Origin of the sequence: Pelosinus propionicus DSM 13327 (assembly GCF_900114615.1) — a bacterium.
Taxonomy (GTDB): domain Bacteria; phylum Bacillota; class Negativicutes; order DSM-13327; family DSM-13327; genus Pelosinus; species Pelosinus propionicus.
The window spans coordinates 1-16,257 of sequence record NZ_FOTS01000011.1 but is presented as its reverse complement, the minus strand read 5'-3'; the positions used below and the strand labels follow the sequence as shown (position 1 = coordinate 16,257).

The 16,257-nt window shown below is 39.1% G+C and carries 16 protein-coding genes and 1 pseudogene; all 17 read left to right on the top strand.

Annotated features, from left to right (window positions below; translation table 11 throughout):
- The first annotated feature begins 3 nt into the window (after positions 1-3).
- Complete coding sequence (gene lpxK, locus BMZ99_RS07350; protein WP_090934670.1) at positions 4-1,167, top strand: tetraacyldisaccharide 4'-kinase; 1,164 nt, start codon at positions 4-6, stop codon at positions 1,165-1,167.
- Positions 1,168-1,181: 14 nt separating this feature from the next.
- Positions 1,182-1,904: a 3-deoxy-manno-octulosonate cytidylyltransferase gene (gene kdsB, locus BMZ99_RS07345; protein WP_090934668.1), complete on the top strand. Its 723-nt coding sequence runs from the start codon at positions 1,182-1,184 to the stop codon at positions 1,902-1,904.
- 142 nt (positions 1,905-2,046) lie between these two features.
- Entirely contained in the window at positions 2,047-2,871 is an 825-nt protein-coding gene (gene kdsA / locus BMZ99_RS07340) for a 3-deoxy-8-phosphooctulonate synthase (protein WP_090934665.1), read from the top strand.
- Between the two features lie 132 nt (positions 2,872-3,003).
- Positions 3,004-3,972, top strand: coding sequence for a KpsF/GutQ family sugar-phosphate isomerase (locus BMZ99_RS07335; protein WP_090934662.1), 969 nt, complete (start codon positions 3,004-3,006; stop codon positions 3,970-3,972).
- Positions 3,972-4,517, top strand: coding sequence for a KdsC family phosphatase (locus BMZ99_RS07330; protein WP_090934659.1), 546 nt, complete (start codon positions 3,972-3,974; stop codon positions 4,515-4,517). The genes BMZ99_RS07335 and BMZ99_RS07330 overlap by 1 nt, the downstream gene beginning before the upstream one ends.
- A gap of 65 nt (positions 4,518-4,582) precedes the next feature.
- On the top strand, positions 4,583-5,515 hold the full coding sequence (locus tag BMZ99_RS07325; protein ID WP_090934657.1) for a lysophospholipid acyltransferase family protein: 933 nt from the start codon (positions 4,583-4,585) through the stop codon (positions 5,513-5,515).
- Positions 5,512-6,063 carry an LPS export ABC transporter periplasmic protein LptC gene (gene lptC, locus BMZ99_RS07320; protein ID WP_090934654.1) on the top strand — a complete coding sequence of 184 codons (552 nt, stop codon included), beginning with the start codon at positions 5,512-5,514 and terminating at the stop codon, positions 6,061-6,063. Before BMZ99_RS07325 ends, lptC begins: the two co-directional genes overlap by 4 nt.
- On the top strand, positions 6,060-6,773 hold the full coding sequence (locus BMZ99_RS07315) for an LptA/OstA family protein (RefSeq protein WP_090934651.1): 714 nt from the start codon (positions 6,060-6,062) through the stop codon (positions 6,771-6,773). Before lptC ends, BMZ99_RS07315 begins: the two co-directional genes overlap by 4 nt.
- 190 nt (positions 6,774-6,963) lie before the next feature.
- Positions 6,964-7,686 carry an LPS export ABC transporter ATP-binding protein gene (lptB, locus tag BMZ99_RS07310; protein ID WP_090934647.1) on the top strand — a complete coding sequence of 241 codons (723 nt, stop codon included), beginning with the start codon at positions 6,964-6,966 and terminating at the stop codon, positions 7,684-7,686.
- Between the two features lie 13 nt (positions 7,687-7,699).
- Positions 7,700-8,788, top strand: coding sequence for an LptF/LptG family permease (locus tag BMZ99_RS07305; protein ID WP_090934644.1), 1,089 nt, complete (start codon positions 7,700-7,702; stop codon positions 8,786-8,788).
- Positions 8,789-8,935: 147 nt separating this feature from the next.
- Positions 8,936-10,168 (top strand): DUF3084 domain-containing protein, encoded by a 1,233-nt coding sequence (locus BMZ99_RS07300; protein WP_090934640.1) that lies wholly within the window; start codon positions 8,936-8,938, stop codon positions 10,166-10,168.
- Between the two features lie 389 nt (positions 10,169-10,557).
- Positions 10,558-11,676 (top strand): S-layer homology domain-containing protein, encoded by a 1,119-nt coding sequence (locus BMZ99_RS07295; RefSeq protein ID WP_090934637.1) that lies wholly within the window; start codon positions 10,558-10,560, stop codon positions 11,674-11,676.
- A gap of 339 nt (positions 11,677-12,015) precedes the next feature.
- Positions 12,016-13,257 (top strand): UFO1_4202 family uranium-binding S-layer protein, encoded by a 1,242-nt coding sequence (locus BMZ99_RS07290; RefSeq protein ID WP_090934634.1) that lies wholly within the window; start codon positions 12,016-12,018, stop codon positions 13,255-13,257.
- Between the two features lie 206 nt (positions 13,258-13,463).
- The gene (locus BMZ99_RS07285) at positions 13,464-13,760 is read left to right on the top strand and encodes a hypothetical protein (RefSeq protein ID WP_090934631.1); all 297 of its coding nucleotides are present in this window, start codon (positions 13,464-13,466) and stop codon (positions 13,758-13,760) included.
- Between the two features lie 267 nt (positions 13,761-14,027).
- Complete coding sequence (locus BMZ99_RS07280) at positions 14,028-14,450, top strand: RuvC family protein (protein WP_090934628.1); 423 nt, start codon at positions 14,028-14,030, stop codon at positions 14,448-14,450.
- Between the two features lie 218 nt (positions 14,451-14,668).
- Complete coding sequence (locus tag BMZ99_RS07275; protein ID WP_090934625.1) at positions 14,669-15,901, top strand: UFO1_4202 family uranium-binding S-layer protein; 1,233 nt, start codon at positions 14,669-14,671, stop codon at positions 15,899-15,901.
- A gap of 115 nt (positions 15,902-16,016) precedes the next feature.
- Positions 16,017-16,257, top strand: a pseudogene (locus BMZ99_RS26710) (hypothetical protein); the annotation flags it as partial.

The following is a 16,257-nucleotide window of genomic DNA, read 5'->3' as shown; positions in this document are numbered from 1 at the left end:
AGTATGCGCCAACGTGAAGAAATACAACTTTATTTATATCGATTAGTACATGGTGAAGAACCAGGCATTCTTACTGATTTCCTGTTAGGTGTACTACACATTTTCTCTATTATTTATGGCTGGGCTGTGCTTTGTAAGCTAGCCTTATATAAGTATGGAATTTTAACGCAGCACAAGCTGAATTGCCATGTGATTAGTCTAGGAAATATTACAGTGGGCGGAACTGGTAAGACTCCTACTGCTCAGCGATTGGCTACGATTATTCGAGATATGGGATATCGAGTCGTCATTTTAAATCGTGGCTATCGGGCAGGATGGAGAGGACAAATTGGTCTGGTTTCAGATGGAGAAAAAATTTATATGTCTGCAGCAGAAGCTGGCGATGAAGCTTATTTATTAGCGAAAAGTTTGCCCAAGGTTTCAGTGGTTATTGGGAGCAATCGTATTGTTACAGGAGAATATGCTGTGAATGAGCTAAAAGCAGATGTCATAATCTTAGATGATGGATTTCAGCATTGGAAATTGGCACGCGATTTAGATTTTGTACTCATTGATTCTCTAAACATGTTTGGCAATCAGTTTATGCTGCCAAGGGGGACGCTGCGAGAACCTTTATCTAATTTATCTCGAGCGCAAATCTTTTTATTGACAAAAATTGATCAGTCAAGCCTTGAGGCAAGGGAAATGATTTATAATACTTTGAATCAATACAACAAAAAGGCATTAGTTGTGGAAAGTATTCATAAACCTCGTTGTTTCGTGGAAATTGAAGAGTGGTATAAAGGAACACTTGGGCGCAAGAACGTGCCATTGGAAAGTGTCCGCGATCATAAAGTATTAGCTTTTTCAGCTATCGGCAATCCGTCTTCTTTTGAGCAGACCATTTTAGATCTTGGCGTATCAGACGTATGCGGTGTTAGATATGCTGATCATCATGACTATACTATGGCAGAAATGCAGTATATTATGCAAAAAGCTGTAGATGAAGGGGTATATGCCTTGGTTACTACCGAAAAAGATGCGGTAAAGATTCCAGCAGAATTTATTCACTCTGATCGACCATTGCCTTTATATGTCCTAAGTATTGCTGTATTCTTTACAGAAGGCTATGAGGAACTTATGAGTTTAATTAAGAAAGTTGAAAAAAAGCAGGATGGTGTAGAATAAAGGAGGTTTTCTATATGAATGTAGTATGTGTCATTCCAGCACGATATTCGTCTACTCGGCTTCCGGGTAAGCCTTTAGCTGATATAGCTGGCAAGCCAATGATCCAACATGTGTATGAAAGGGCTTCCTTGGCCAAAACGCCCCAGCGTGTAATTGTGGCAACGGATCATCCTCTAGTATTGGAAGCGGTTAAAGCATTTGGCGGTGAAGTTCTATTAACATCTGCCGATCATCCTACAGGTACTGATCGGCTGGCGGAGGTGGCAGAGCAATGCCCCGATGTGGATTTAATTATAAATGTCCAAGGGGACGAGCCTATGATCGAGCCAGAGGTGATTGATCAATTGGCTAGTGCTTTTGATAATCAGCCGGATCTAAACATGGCTACGTTAATGACGAAAATGGATAAAAGTGAGTACCAGGTTCCCAGCGCCGTAAAAGTAATAACGGATTTACAAGGTTATGCCCTATATTTCTCTCGTTCACTGATCCCTTATCCTCGTGTGGAGATTGGCTTGCCAGTTTTTAAGCATATTGGAATTTATGCATATCGGCGAGATTTCTTGCTGAAATATGCCAAGTTGGCTCCTACTCCTTTGGAAAAGACGGAATCATTAGAACAATTACGCGCCTTAGAGCATGGCTATCGCATAAAAGTAATTGAAACCAATTTCAAGTCCATTGGCGTAGATACCATAGAAGATCTAGAAAAAGTAAATTTGATGCTGAAGAATTAGGATCATAGGGGAAAATCTAACTTAGGAGAAAAAGTGCTGGGCTGTGAAGGTATGGTTTAATATTTTATTTGAAGCATCGTCAATCTTTTTCTGGTTTATATATTTGAAATATGCTAACTAACATTAAGCAGGAGGTTTTTCTATGAATACAGTTAATATTGGTTCTATAACAGTAGGAGCAAAAAATCCTATTGTTTTGATTGCTGGTCCTTGTGTGATTGAAGGATTGGACCGTACGTTAAAAATTGGTAAGGCAATCAAAGAAATTACCACTAGACTGGGAATACCATATATCTTTAAAGCATCCTTTGATAAAGCCAACCGTTCCTCTTATTCCTCTTTTCGAGGGCCAGGCCTTACAGAAGGTTTAGCTATGCTTAGCCACATTAAAAAAGAGTTAGATGTTCCTGTCGTAAGTGATATTCATTCCAGTGAGCAAGTAAGTCCGGCAGCCGAAGTATTAGATATCTTACAAATTCCGGCTTTTTTATGCCGTCAGACCGATTTACTAAACGATGCAGCAAAGACTGGCAAAGTCATTAATGTGAAAAAAGGACAATTCTTAGCACCAAATGATATGAAAAATGTTGTTGCCAAAATTCGTGAGGCAGGCAATGAAAATATTCTTCTTACAGAGCGAGGTGCAAGTTTCGGCTACAATAATCTAGTTGCCGATATGCGTTCCTTACCCATTATGAGATCTTTTGGCTATCCGATTGTTTTTGATGCGACTCATAGTGTACAATTGCCGGGAGGAGCAGGAACGACTTCCAGTGGACAGCGAGAATTTGTGCCTTATTTGACTCGAGCAGCTGTAGCAGTAGGAGTTGATGCCTTATTCATGGAAGTTCATGATAATCCTGCTGAAGCTCTGTCTGATGGGCCTAACATGTTATATATTGAGCAATTAGAAGAATTATTGAAAGATGTCCAAGCTCTTGATCATGTAGTTAGGAAGCACAAATAATAGAAAAAACAACAAAGAATCTAGAAACACAAAGGACACTAAGACGCTGTCGCAGTGCAAGATAGCACAAGAGGATGGCTAACTTTGTGCTCTTTGTGTTTCAATTTTTAAAATTTCAAGGAGGTAATTACTATGATTATTGAACAGGCAAAAGAAGTATTGGCAATTGAAGCTGCAGCCATTGAGAGCTTAATTCCTCGAATTAATGGTCAATTTACGGCAGCGGTGACAATGATTTTAGAATGCTCGGGAAGAGTGATTATTACTGGGATGGGGAAATCAGGTCATATTGGTAGAAAGATTGCTGCAACATTTGCCAGTACTGGGACTCCTGCTTATTTTCTTCATCCTGCAGAAGGCATCCATGGAGATTTAGGGATGGTCACAGCTAATGATATCGTACTAGCGTTGTCCAATAGTGGTGAAACCGCAGAAGTCGTCAGCATCTTTCCTGCCATTAAGCGAATCGGTGCCAGAATCATTGCTATGTGCGGCTGCGAAGAATCTACAATGGGGAAAAATGCAGATATATTCTTAGATACCGCTGTAGAAAAAGAAGCATGCCCTCTAGGGCTGGCACCAACAGCTAGTGCGATTGCAACATTGGCTATGGGGGATGCCTTAGCCATCGCTTTATTATCGGAACGTAAATTTACTCCAGAAGACTTTGCAGTATTTCATCCAGGGGGATCATTAGGCCGTAAATTACTCTTAACAGTGGAAAATGTAATGCATGCAGGAGAAGAAAATCCGGTGGTTACGTTGGATAATACTGTGAAAGAAGCATTATTTGTTATTACTGGTAAAGGGCTTGGTGCGACAAATGTTGTAGATCAAGACGGTCATTTAGTGGGTATTATTACCGATGGCGATATACGCAGAGGATTGGAGCATGGTCATGAATTCTTAGATAAGAAGGTAGATAGTATCATGACTAAAAATCCTCGCACCATTACTGCTAATAAGTTAGCAGCTCAAGCTCTTTCCGTCATGGAAAAGAATCATCCGCGTCCCATTACGGTACTCCCGGTGGTGGATGTGAATAATAAAACGATTGGTATTATTCACCTTACTGACTTATTACGTCAAGGAGTGGTATAATGGGTATAGAAGCTTGTGTTAAAAATATTAAGCTTCTGGTATTAGATGTAGATGGCGTATTGACAGATGGTCATATTATTTTTGGCACTACCGGAGAATTGCTGAAGAATTTTCACTCTCATGATGGATTGGGCATTGCACTTGCACATCAAGCAGGCATGAAAACGGCTATCATCACGGGACGCGAAAGCCAAATTGTTCATTTACGCAGCATTGAACTAAAGATTATGGATGTACATCAGGGGGCTAGAGATAAGTTAGAAACGCTTTCTGTTCTGCTAAACAAATACAGCTTGTGTTCGGATGAAGTGGCTTATGTGGGAGATGATTTGCTGGATTTGTCAATTATGAGTCAAGTTGGATTGGCCTGCGCGGTAGCCAATGCTGTACCGGAAGTGAAGCAGCATGCCCACTTCATAACCACTAAACAGGGCGGTCAAGGGGCCGTGCGAGAAGTGGTTGAGTTTATTCTAAAAACCCAAGGGAAATGGAACGATATCATCAATTCCTACCTACAAGGCGGCAACATCGAAAGCAGACAATAATAATTCCCTTCTTTTGAAGGGGCGTAGGCGGGGTGTGTTCATCCCCTACAGAAAGGAGGTCGCCAATGTCTAATGCTTGGCAGTACTATTTACTAAAGATATTAAGTTCTTTTATCTGTTTATTACCGTATAAAGGTGTTTTATGGCTAGGGAAGATTCTGGGGAAACTATATTATCGTATTGCTGCACGACAGAGGCGACGAGCCTTACTGCAGATACAAGAGTCGCTGGGAATTTCGTTAGAAACGGCAGAAAAGCATATTGACAGTTTGTTTATGAAATTGGGACAAACTTTTGTAGAGATGCTGTATATGCCTGCTCTCACGTTAGAAAGGTTGCATCAATATATTACGATAGAAAATCGTCATTTTCTTACTGAAGCAGTTGAGCAAGGGCGAGGTGTGGTGCTGCTTACCGCTCATGTAGGGAATTGGGAATGGCTGGGAGCCTCTTTGGCAATGGATGGATTTCCACTGGCTGCTGTGATTAAGCGTCAGCCCAATGATCAGCATACCAGGATTTTAAATGAATACCGTGAAATGGCAGGGATTGAAATTTTTGCCCGAGGTACTACAGAATTAGTCAGTGCGGCAAGAGCATTAAAAAAAGGTAAGATTCTTGGGTTTTTAGCGGACCAGGATGCAGGCACTACAGGTTTATTCATTGAATTTCTAGGTAAAATGTCTTCTACTCCAACCGGACCAACAGTATTTGCCAAAAAATTTAAGGCTCCCGTTGTACCGGTTTTTATGGTTCGTAAACCCGAAGGCGGACATCGAATTATCATTCATAAACCATTTTATTATGAAGATACAGGTAATGAAGAAGAAGATAACTATAAAATTACAGTCAAGATGACGAACATTATTGAAAATACCATTCGAGAATATCCTGATGAATGGCTATGGTTTCAAAGACGCTGGAATACAGCATATTCTGAGACAGATGTGGAGTATAAACAAAATATGTCTTCCGAAAGGATAGGTAAGCAGGCATGAAAAAGAAAGCAGGAATAATTCTTGCCTGTATAATAATAGTAAGTGGCTTATATTACTTTTTAAAAGATGAACCGCTTGCTCAAACTCCTCCAGTGCAACCAAAGGATCAACAAACCTCAAAGTTGGCCTATGTGGGAAATTCCATCATGGAACAAAAGGATGGAAAACCTTTATGGGAATTAAAGGCTGAGTTTATTGAAATTGATGTGGATACAAAAAATGTGCAATTAAAAAATCTGGTAGGAACCTTTTATCAGGAAAAAGGTGGTAAAATCGAGATCACAGCACCAGAGGCGTTTATGAATAGCCAGACAAAAGAGATCATCATGTCTGTGAAAGTCCAGGCGACAGCAAGTGACGGCACAACTTTTACAGCTACTGAAGCTCGTTGGTCGAGTTCAGAACAAAAAATATATGGTTCTGGCAATGTTGTTCTTACAAAAGATGATGCAGTGCTTACTGGGGATAAAATAGAAAGTGATTCCAATATGGAGAAAATAAAAGTATTTGGCAATGCTAAGGTAGTAAAAGGAGGAGTGGCTAGATGAAGTCTAAAATAGTGCATATAACTCTCGGGTTTATACTCTCCCTTAGCGTAATTTCATACGGATATGCGGCTTCCAATAAACCAGTAGAACTGGCGGCAGATACGATCGAATATGATTCCGTAAAAGGCGTTATGGTAGCCCAGGGAAATGTTCGCATGGTACAGGAAAATGCTGTAATGACGGGTACGAATGCAGAATATAACAGCAAAACAAAAGAAGCTCATATATACGGTGGTGTCCAGGTTGTGCAAGAAGATGCCACCTTGTTGGCAGAAGAAGTGAATTCCTATGATAATAATCACATCGTTGCCATTGGTAACCCCATATTGACCAAAGGGAGCAGTCGATTGGATGGTCCTAAAATTGATTATTATGCTGACAAGCAGTATGCTATTGTGACGGGTTGGGCACGTTTGAAAACAGAAGATACGATCTTGACAGCCAATCAAATTGAATCTTTCTTTAGTGAAGATCGTGCCGTCGCCCAGGGTGATGTACACATTGTTAGTGACACTCGCAAACTAGATGCAGTAGCAGATCAGGCTGTATATTATGGCAGTAAAGAGCAACAGGGCAAAACCGTTTTAACTGGTAATGCCAGAGCAGTTCAAGATGGTAATGTACTAACTGGAAACACCTTGACCCTATATCTGGACAATAAAGTCATAGATGTCCAAGGCCGTAGCAAATTAGTCATAACTCCGCAGTAGAAAGTAGTAGGAGAATGTAACGCAGAGGACGCAGAGATCCGCAAAAAACACAGAGGGTAGATCAGAAGAGTATAAATACTCTCCTTTGCGTCTTTGTGGTTCAAAGTGATTAATTTATCTTTTTTTCTGTGTACTCTGCGCCTCTGCGGTTCCCAAATAGTATTTAATCCTTATAGCAAGGAGTTTTCATATGTATATTGAAACATTTAACTTAGTAAAAACCTATAAAGATCGCAACGTAGTAGATGGTGTTAGTCTTAGAGTCAATCAGGGCGAGGTTGTTGGTTTATTGGGACCAAATGGTGCCGGTAAAACCACTACATTTTATATGATTGTTGGTCTAGAACGCCCTAATGATGGTATGATTGTCATTAATGACCAAGATGTAACTGATATGCCCATGTACCGACGTTCCAGCTTTGGAGTCGGATATCTTCCTCAAGAGGCATCTGTATTTCGCAAACTTACAGTAGAAGATAATATTATGGCAATTCTAGAAACTACTAGACTGAATGCTTCTCAGCGTAAGGAAAAGGCAGAAAGTCTACTAGATGAATTTAATATCAATCATGTTGCAAAACGAAAAGGTTCCCAGCTCTCTGGAGGAGAGCGTCGCCGCGTGGAGATTGCTCGCTGCTTAACTACGGATCCGGCCTTCATCTTGCTGGATGAACCTTTTGCTGGAGTTGATCCTATTGCTGTAGCTGATATTCAGCAGATTATTAGCTACCTAAAACAACGAGGAATTGGTGTGCTTATTACAGATCACAATGTGCGGGAGACATTAAGCATTGTAGATCGTGCATATATTTTGAACGAGGGGCAGATTTTGATTCATGGTGATGCTATAACCATAGCAAATAGTGAAATCGCTAAGAAATTCTACCTTGGAGAGAATTTCAGCTTAAAATAGTAGGGAGAATTGTATGCGTATACTTGATAAATATATAGTCAAAGAACTACTAGGTCCGTTTATATTTGGTATTGCTTCTTTTTCAAGTGTTTTTATTGGTACAAGTACTTTAATGAAAATTGCCCAATATGTAACTCAATATGGTGCTTCTTTAAGTTCTGTAGTCAAGTTATTCATTTATAGCTTGCCGCCAATTGTCGTTTTAACTTTTCCTATGTCGATGCTGCTTGCAGCATTGTTAGCTTTTGGCCGATTATCTGGTTCTAGTGAAATTACTGCGATGCGTTCTGGGGGGATTAGCTTCTATCGGTTATCTGCCCCTGTGTTCGTAATTGCCTTTTTTGTTAGCATCTTTGCTGTCTTTTTCTCTGAAATGGTAGTTCCTCAGTCCAATTCAGCTTATAATTATGTAGTCCGTTATGAAATCCAAAGAAATACAGCTCCTAAATCTCAGGAACATATCATCATTAAAGATGTCAAAGGCGACATGCTAGAACGATTAACCTACGCTCGTAAATTTGAAGAAGAGACGAATACGATGTATGCGGTAGCCATGCAAGAATTTGAGAATGGCACCTTAGTGCGGGTAGAAAATGCAGAAAAAGCTGTATGGCAGGATAATCATTGGACTATGATCAATGGGATTATTCATGATTTGACGGCTGAAGGAAATCTTGAGCGTACGATGCACTTTGAACAGCAGATCATGCCAATGGCAAAAGCACCAAGTGCTATTTCTAGGGAACAGAAAAAACCAGATGAAATGACCATTAAAGAATTAAAACAGCATATAAAAATATTACAAAGGGAATATGTTAATGCCAAAAAATATGAGATGGAATTACAGCAGCGATTAGCGATTCCCGTAGCCAGCTTTGTTTTTGCATTGATTGGCACACCATTAGGGCTGCAGCCTAATCGCTCTAGTTCCTCCATCGGTCTTGGAATTAGCATTATTATCATTTTTGTATATTATGCAATTATGACTGTTTTCACGGCATTGGGACAAGGCGGTGCCCTTCCTGTGGTTCTTGCTGCTTGGGTACCAAACATCATTGGTATCATTGCAGGTGCGCTTCTAGTGCGCAAAGCCTCACGGTGAGGATGTAACGAACCGCAGAGGCACAGAGATCACTGAGAAAAGATGTGAGGTATATTTATAATCTCCTCAGCGCCCTCTGCGCCTCTGCGGTTTAAAAATTCCTTCGTGCTTTAAAATCGTTTTTCTCAGAAAGGAGGTACACACATCATGTATGGTTTTACACTCATTGCCGTTTTAGCCATTACAGGCGGAGCGATTGCCTATATTGGTGACAAATTGGGTACAAAAGTTGGAAAGAAGAAATTGAGTATTTTTGGTCTGCGCCCCAAGCACACCTCTATTGTTGTTACAATTATTACTGGCATTCTGATTACTGGGTCTACCATTGGTGTATTATCATTAGTATCTAAGGATGTGCGTACCGCTCTTTTTGGCATGGAAGCCTTAGCACAAAAACTGTCTACGTTATCCCAGGAGGTAGCCAGTAAAAATGTCGAATTGGATACTAGCCGTATTGCTCTTGAATCTAAGAATGCGGAATATGCTGCTTTGTCGCTGAAAGTAAAAGATACAGCAGAGCGTTTGCGAGCCATTAGCAGTGAACTAACAGAGGTAATTTCCCAGCGTGACCGCACTGCCTTAGAATTAGAGCAAGCAAAAGGAGATTTAGAAACTTCCAAGCAAGCTTTAACGACCTTGCAGGAGACCAAAAATCAGCTGGATCTGCGTGTCCAATCACTAAATCAATCTAAATTCACCTTAGAACAGGATGTGGATCGCTTAAATCAATTAACAACCAAGCTAGGAGAAGGCATCCAGGTTGTTCGGGAAGGTTCTATTATCTATCGCGCAGGTGAAATTCTATCTACCTTTACCCTTCCCGGTGGTGAAAGTAAAGCGGATACAGAACGAGCATTAAGGGAAGCTATTTATACAACAAATCAAGGGATTATTAACAAATTAGGTATTGAAAATAAAAATCTGGGAATCTTATGGATTGCCCAGGAAGATTTTGATAAAATTGTTGCTGCCTTAGTGAATCATCCAGAAGACGTGATTGTCCGAATCTCTGCAGGAGGCAACACGGTATATGGAGAGCCTGTTGTTGGTCAAATTGGGATATTCCCCAATCGTTTGATTTATGCCCAGGAGGAGACCATTTACATGGCTACTATCGAAGGCGGTTCTAAAGCAGCGCACCCAGAGGAAAGTGTCATGGCTTTTTTACAGAAAGTGAATGCTTCAGCAGTAGAAAAAGGGATATTGCCAGATCCTATTCAGGGGACAGTGGGCGCTATCAATGGGGCAGATTTTTATGATGCGGTCAATAAAGTAAAACGGTATAGCGGTAAAGTAACGATTACAGCAACGGCCAAAAATGATATATACACAGCTGGTCCTTTAAAGATTGAATTGCACATTCAAGAAGTTCCTAAATAAGGCTAGAGCCATTTTACAGAAAGTACCAGAGGAGAATTCTGCTTTTAAAGCAGGATTCTTTTTTCTTTTGGCGAAATAGATAGTTATAAAGTTTATGTAAACAATATATATTTTTTAATATTTGATGACTAAATAGTCATGCATTGTAAATAAAGGAAATTACCAATATTTACACATAGATGTTAAGCAGGAATAAAAAAAGATATATAGAATTATGTAAACTAGAACCTGTAAAAAGCGACAGGGACATGAAAGGGATAGATGATGAAGGATGACTGTTATTATGAGGAAACGTGGAAACTCATGAAACACTCCTTAATTCAATAGCTCTTATCATGTTGGTGGTAGCACCCGCGAAAAAAACAACATTTTAAGGGGGATCTTTCCAAATGAACAAGAAACTTTTAAAAGTAGCAGTGACTACTGCACTAGCTGCTAGCATGGCAGTACCAGCATTCGCAAACCCATTTTCCGATGTACCTGCAAAACACTGGTCTTACGATGCAGTAAACAAATTGGCTCAAGCTGGTGTAGTTGAAGGTTACGGCGATGGTACTTTCAGAGGAGACAAAACCGTTACTCGTTATGAAATGGCTCAAATCGTAGCAAATGCTATGACTAAATCTTTGAATGCAGACCAAAAAGCAACTGTAGATCAATTATCCAAAGAATTTGCTACTGAATTAAACACGTTGGGCGTAAAAGTAGAAGGTATGCAAGATCAAATTGACAAAATGGTAAAAATCTCTGGTGATGCTCGCGTACGTTATACAAATGTAGAAGATGAAAACGACAAAACTGATCTTCGTACTCGTGTTTCCTTTGATGGTAACATCAATGATGACGTTAAGTATAATGCTCGCTTAAGCGGAACTTTCCAACCTAATGAAAACAACCAAAACGTTGGAATTAAATTAGATACTGCTAACGTATCTTTCAATGCTCTTGGTGCTGATGCTACAGTGGGTCGTCAAGATGTTCTTCTAGGTTCAGGTATTATGTTTGACGACAAAATGACTGGTCTTGGATTACAAGCTGGTGGCTTGAAATTGTATGCTGGTAATAACACTGGTACTAGTGATGCAGATTCAGAACGCATGTATGCTGCTGAATACGGCGCTAATATTTTTGGTGCTAAAATCACTGCTGATTACCTGAAAAATGGTGATAACAAAGCATACGGAATCAATGGTTCAGCTCCTATCACTAGTGGTGTAACTGCTCTTGCTGACTATGTTAAAAACGATTCCAATGATGCTGATGCTACTGCTTTTGGTGTGAAGCTTAATAAACTTGGATTAACAGTACTTCACAGAGATGCGGATGCAGGTGTTTACAACGCTTACTCTAGCGCAGATGTAATTGCTCTTCCTACCGATCAAGCAATTAAAGGTATGGAATATCAATTTGACAAATCTCTTACTAAGAACGCTGATTTAAAAGTAAAATATCAAGATTTCGATAACATGAATGCACGTACTTCTGCAGCTGTTAACGTAAAATTCTAAGATACTCTTTACAAAAGCACCCTTCGGGGTGCTTTTTTTATCCTGTTCCTAGGCCATTGTATTCTTCATTTCTTACGTTTCGTCAATATCTCAAGAAAAATGAAATAAATAAGTAGCAGCAGCAGGATATTTTTAAAATATATAGAATGATAATCAATATCAAATAATTAAAATGTATTTGATAACAATCTATTTGCTATATCTTTTAGATCGTAGTAAATAGACGAGAGTGATGATCTTTCTAAAATGTGTGGAGTTGAGGAAACTTGGAAACTCAAAATCAGCCTTTTAGATTTCACTCAAGGTAAAACAAAAAATAAACCTAAGGAGAAATCGAATATGAACAAAAAAATGGTAGCTTCCCTCGCAGCTGCAATGGTACTTGGAGTAGCTGGTACATCATTTGCAGCATCCAATCCCTTCGTAGACGTCCCTGCAAAACATTGGTCTTATGATGCGGTAACTAAATTAGCTAATGCTGGTATCGTAGATGGTTATGGCGATGGTACTTTCCGAGGCGATAAAACCATCAGCCGTTATGAAATGGCTCAAATCGTTGCTAAGGCACTGGCTCATTCTGACAAAGCAACGGCTGAGCAAAAGGCTTCTATCGACAAATTATCTGTAGAATTTGCTGAAGAATTAGAAGGACTTAATGTTCGCGTAACGAAATTAGAAAAAAATTCTTCGACTATTAAAGTGAGCGGAGAGGCTCGTTTAAAATATGAAGATACGGATAAAACAGATAGTGGGTTTAACTTGCGGTCACGTATCAATCTTGATGGTGCAATTAATGATGAATGGTCATACTATGGTCGCCTGCAAGCTGAGAATAACTTAAAAGGTGAAGGCGATACACAAGTAACCATGGATAATGCTTTCGTTAAAGGGCCAATCTTAGGCACTACCGCTACAATAGGACGATTTGATTACTTCTTGAATAACGGATTAATGATTGATAGTACACTAAATGGTATTAACGTTGAAGTTGGTAATGTAGTAAAAGGTAATCTCTTCTATGGCAAAGATAATAATGATGATGTGTTTGGCGCTAGTGATGGTCCGCATTTGACTGTGGCTGGTATAGGCTTAGATTATGCAGCTTCTAAAGCGACTAGTGTAAATGGTGGTTATTATCAATTCGAAAATAAAGATGATGCTAGTTATTTTGGTAGTGATGGAGATAAACGAAAAATTTGGGAAGCTGGATTTAAAACACAACTATCATCTAATTTCTCATTAACTGGCTCTTATGGTAAGTCTGATGCTAGTACAGATGATACTGCTTACTATGGCGAAATTGCCTATAAAGGTGCAGAACAATCTGCAGTTGGCTCCTATGGTGCGTGGGTGAACTATCGCCATTTAGAAGCAAATGCAGCTCCTAAAACTACCTTTGATGGTCCATATGCATTTGATTCTCAAGCTGACGGAGGCAAAGGGTATGAGATTGGTTTAAGTTATACTCCCGTTTTGAACACTGTTCTTACCGTCAAATATGCTGATTTGAAAGCAACAACTGATGGGAGTTCTTCTGATAAGACAAAGTATTATCTAGCACAAGCTGAATTCTTCTTCTAAAAAAATATCTTATACCGCTGGCTTTATGCCAGCGGTTCTTTACGTTTTGATCGCAATAGAGGAAATACAAATGCAATTCAAATTGTGTTCTATTAAGATATAAAAGTAACTTTTAAGTTTTTATAGATGCTGCAATTAGTATAGATGGTAAGAGATGAATTAAATAATGAACTTTATAAGTTAAAGTAGAAAAGGGAGAATTCTTTATGCGAATTGTTATACTATGCATTTTGATAGTTACTTTGATGATACCGGTTTGTAGTGCAGAAAATACTGTGCATGAAATTGAAGACTCTATGGCGATGGATAAATGGGCTCATTTAGGTTTGGGGTACATCATGAATGATCAGTTAAAGAAGCAAACGAAATTAACAGCTGTTGAGCGATTTTTAACAGTGTGGACAGTAGCATACGCAAAAGAAAAATGGGCAGATTCAAAATTTGACCGAAACGACATGATCGCTACTATGGCAGGTGGCCTAGTTTATGAAGCTAAATTCTAATTTGCATAAATCAATTCAATTTTCGCAGTCATCCACCTTTTAATTAGGTGGATGACTTTTTTGTACAGGTGCGGGTATATAAAGTAGAAGCTTGTAATCACTATAGTTATATAACTATGGCATCAAATCAAAAAATACGAAAGGCTTCAAAGGAATCTAACAAAAGAAATAGAACAGTAATCTTATTATAGAAAATTCCTTCTAGAGGAGGGCTCTCTCATAATAGATTCCCCTCTAGAGAGGGGTGCCTGAAAGGCGGGGTGTGTCGTGACCACTAACCAAACCATTATCAGCATCGACCCAGGACGAGAAAAATGTGGCATTGCTGCAGTCCATCAAGAGAAAGGGGTTTTACAAAAGAATATCATATCAACCCAGGACTTACCTTTCATTATTCAAGAGTGGCTTAACACGTACCATACGAAAACCGTGATTATGGGAAATGGCACTTCAAGCAAAGATGCCAAAAATCTGTTAGAAAAAATCCTGATAAATGGACAGTCCCTTGAAGTGACTTTAGTAGATGAATACCGAACGACCGACGATGGCCGCCGCCGCTACTGGCAGGAAAATCCCCCTCAGGGCTTTTGGCGCCTGATACCTGTGACCATGCAAACACCGCCTCAGCCTGTTGATGACTATGTTGCTGTAATACTGGCAGAACGCTATCTGGAAATTGTTAACAAATAATTAGCGAAAAGTTAACATTTTTTTAAAAAAATACATAATAGTAAGAAGGAAAATAATATATTATGGAGAATATACTAGAAAGTAAGGTAAGATCTTACATAAAATAGTACTAAGTAGGAGAGATTGAGGAAACATGGACACTCAATTAGGAACCCTTCTTAGGCTTATCATGTAAGATCACCGAACAAAAATAAAAAAACCTAAGGAGAGATTCAAACATGAAAAAGAAATTAGTAGCTTCCCTGGCAGCTGCAATGGTACTTGGCGTAGCTGGTACATCATTCGCTGCATCCAATCCTTTCGTAGACGTTCCTGCAAAACATTGGTCCTATGACGCGGTAACAAAGCTAGCTAGCGCTGGTATCGTTGACGGTTATGGCGATGGAACTTTCAAAGGCGACAAAACCATCAGCCGTTATGAAATGGCACAAATCGTTGCAAAAGCAATGGCAAAATCCGACAAAGCAACTGCTGAACAAAAAGCTTCTATCGACAAATTGTCCGTAGAATTTGCTGAAGAATTAGAAGGCTTAAATGTTCGTGTAACAAAATTAGAAAAAAATTCTTCCACTATCAGAGTAACTGGTGAAGCTCGTTTGAGATATGAAGATTATAGTGATAGTATTGCAAGCTATAAATTACGTACTCGGATACATCTGAATGGTAATATCAATGATCAATGGCAGTACTATGGTCGTTTGCAATCCGTTAATAATTTAAAGGGCGAAGGCGATACTGAGGTAACTATGGATAATGCCTATGTAAAAGGACAAATCGCAGGCACTACTGTTACCGCCGGTCGTTTTGATTATTTTTTAGGTAATGGTATGCTGATTGATAGCACGTTAAATGGTGTAAATGTTGCAGTAGGTAATGTGCTAAAAGCAAATGTATTTTATGGCAAAGAAAATAACAAAGTCTTGGGTGCCTCTAATTATTTGACCGTAACTGGTCTAGGTCTAAACTATTCAGCGTCAAAAGCTACTACTCTTAATGGTGGTTATTATCAATATGAAGATAAAGATAATGCTAATTCTTTTGCTGTTGGTGAGGACACTCGTAAAATTTGGGAAGCAGGCTTCAAAACTCAATTTGCAACTAATTTCAATTTATCAGGTTCTTATGGAGATTCCGATGCTAGTGATGAAGATACAGCATACTTTGCTCAAATTGGCTACAAAGGTGCTAACAAAAGTAAAGTTGGATCTTATGGCGCATGGGTTCAATACCGTAACATCGAAGGTGCTGTAGCACCTGCTACTACATTTAATGGTGTATACACTGCATTAGGAAAGAAAAATGGTGGTAAAGGTTATGAAGTAGGTTTCAACTATACTCCAGTACTAAATACTGTACTTCGTGTAAAGTATGCTAAAATTCAACCAACAGTTGACACTGTATCCTCCGATAAAGTTAATTTCTATCAAGCACAAGCTGAATTCTTCTTCTAAAAAAAGATAAAAAAGGGGCTGTCTCAATAAGAAATTGAGATAGTCCCTTATATGTATTAAAAATACAAGAGGCAGGTTCCGAAGAACCTGCCTCTTGGTGTAGAATTAAACTGCTATGAAAAACTTTACACATATAAATCCTACAACAAAAACAAATTCATATCAACTAGTTTTACCGCTTCCTATCGAAATCCTCATACCAGAAAACGATTCGGTCAGGCTGTTAAGTAAGATAATGGATCAACTTGATTATTCGCTGTTATACAAAGCGTATTCTCGTAAAGGCAGAAAATCAGTAGTCTCACCTAAAATGCTTTTCAAAATTATCGTTTATGGTTATATGAATAATCTCTACA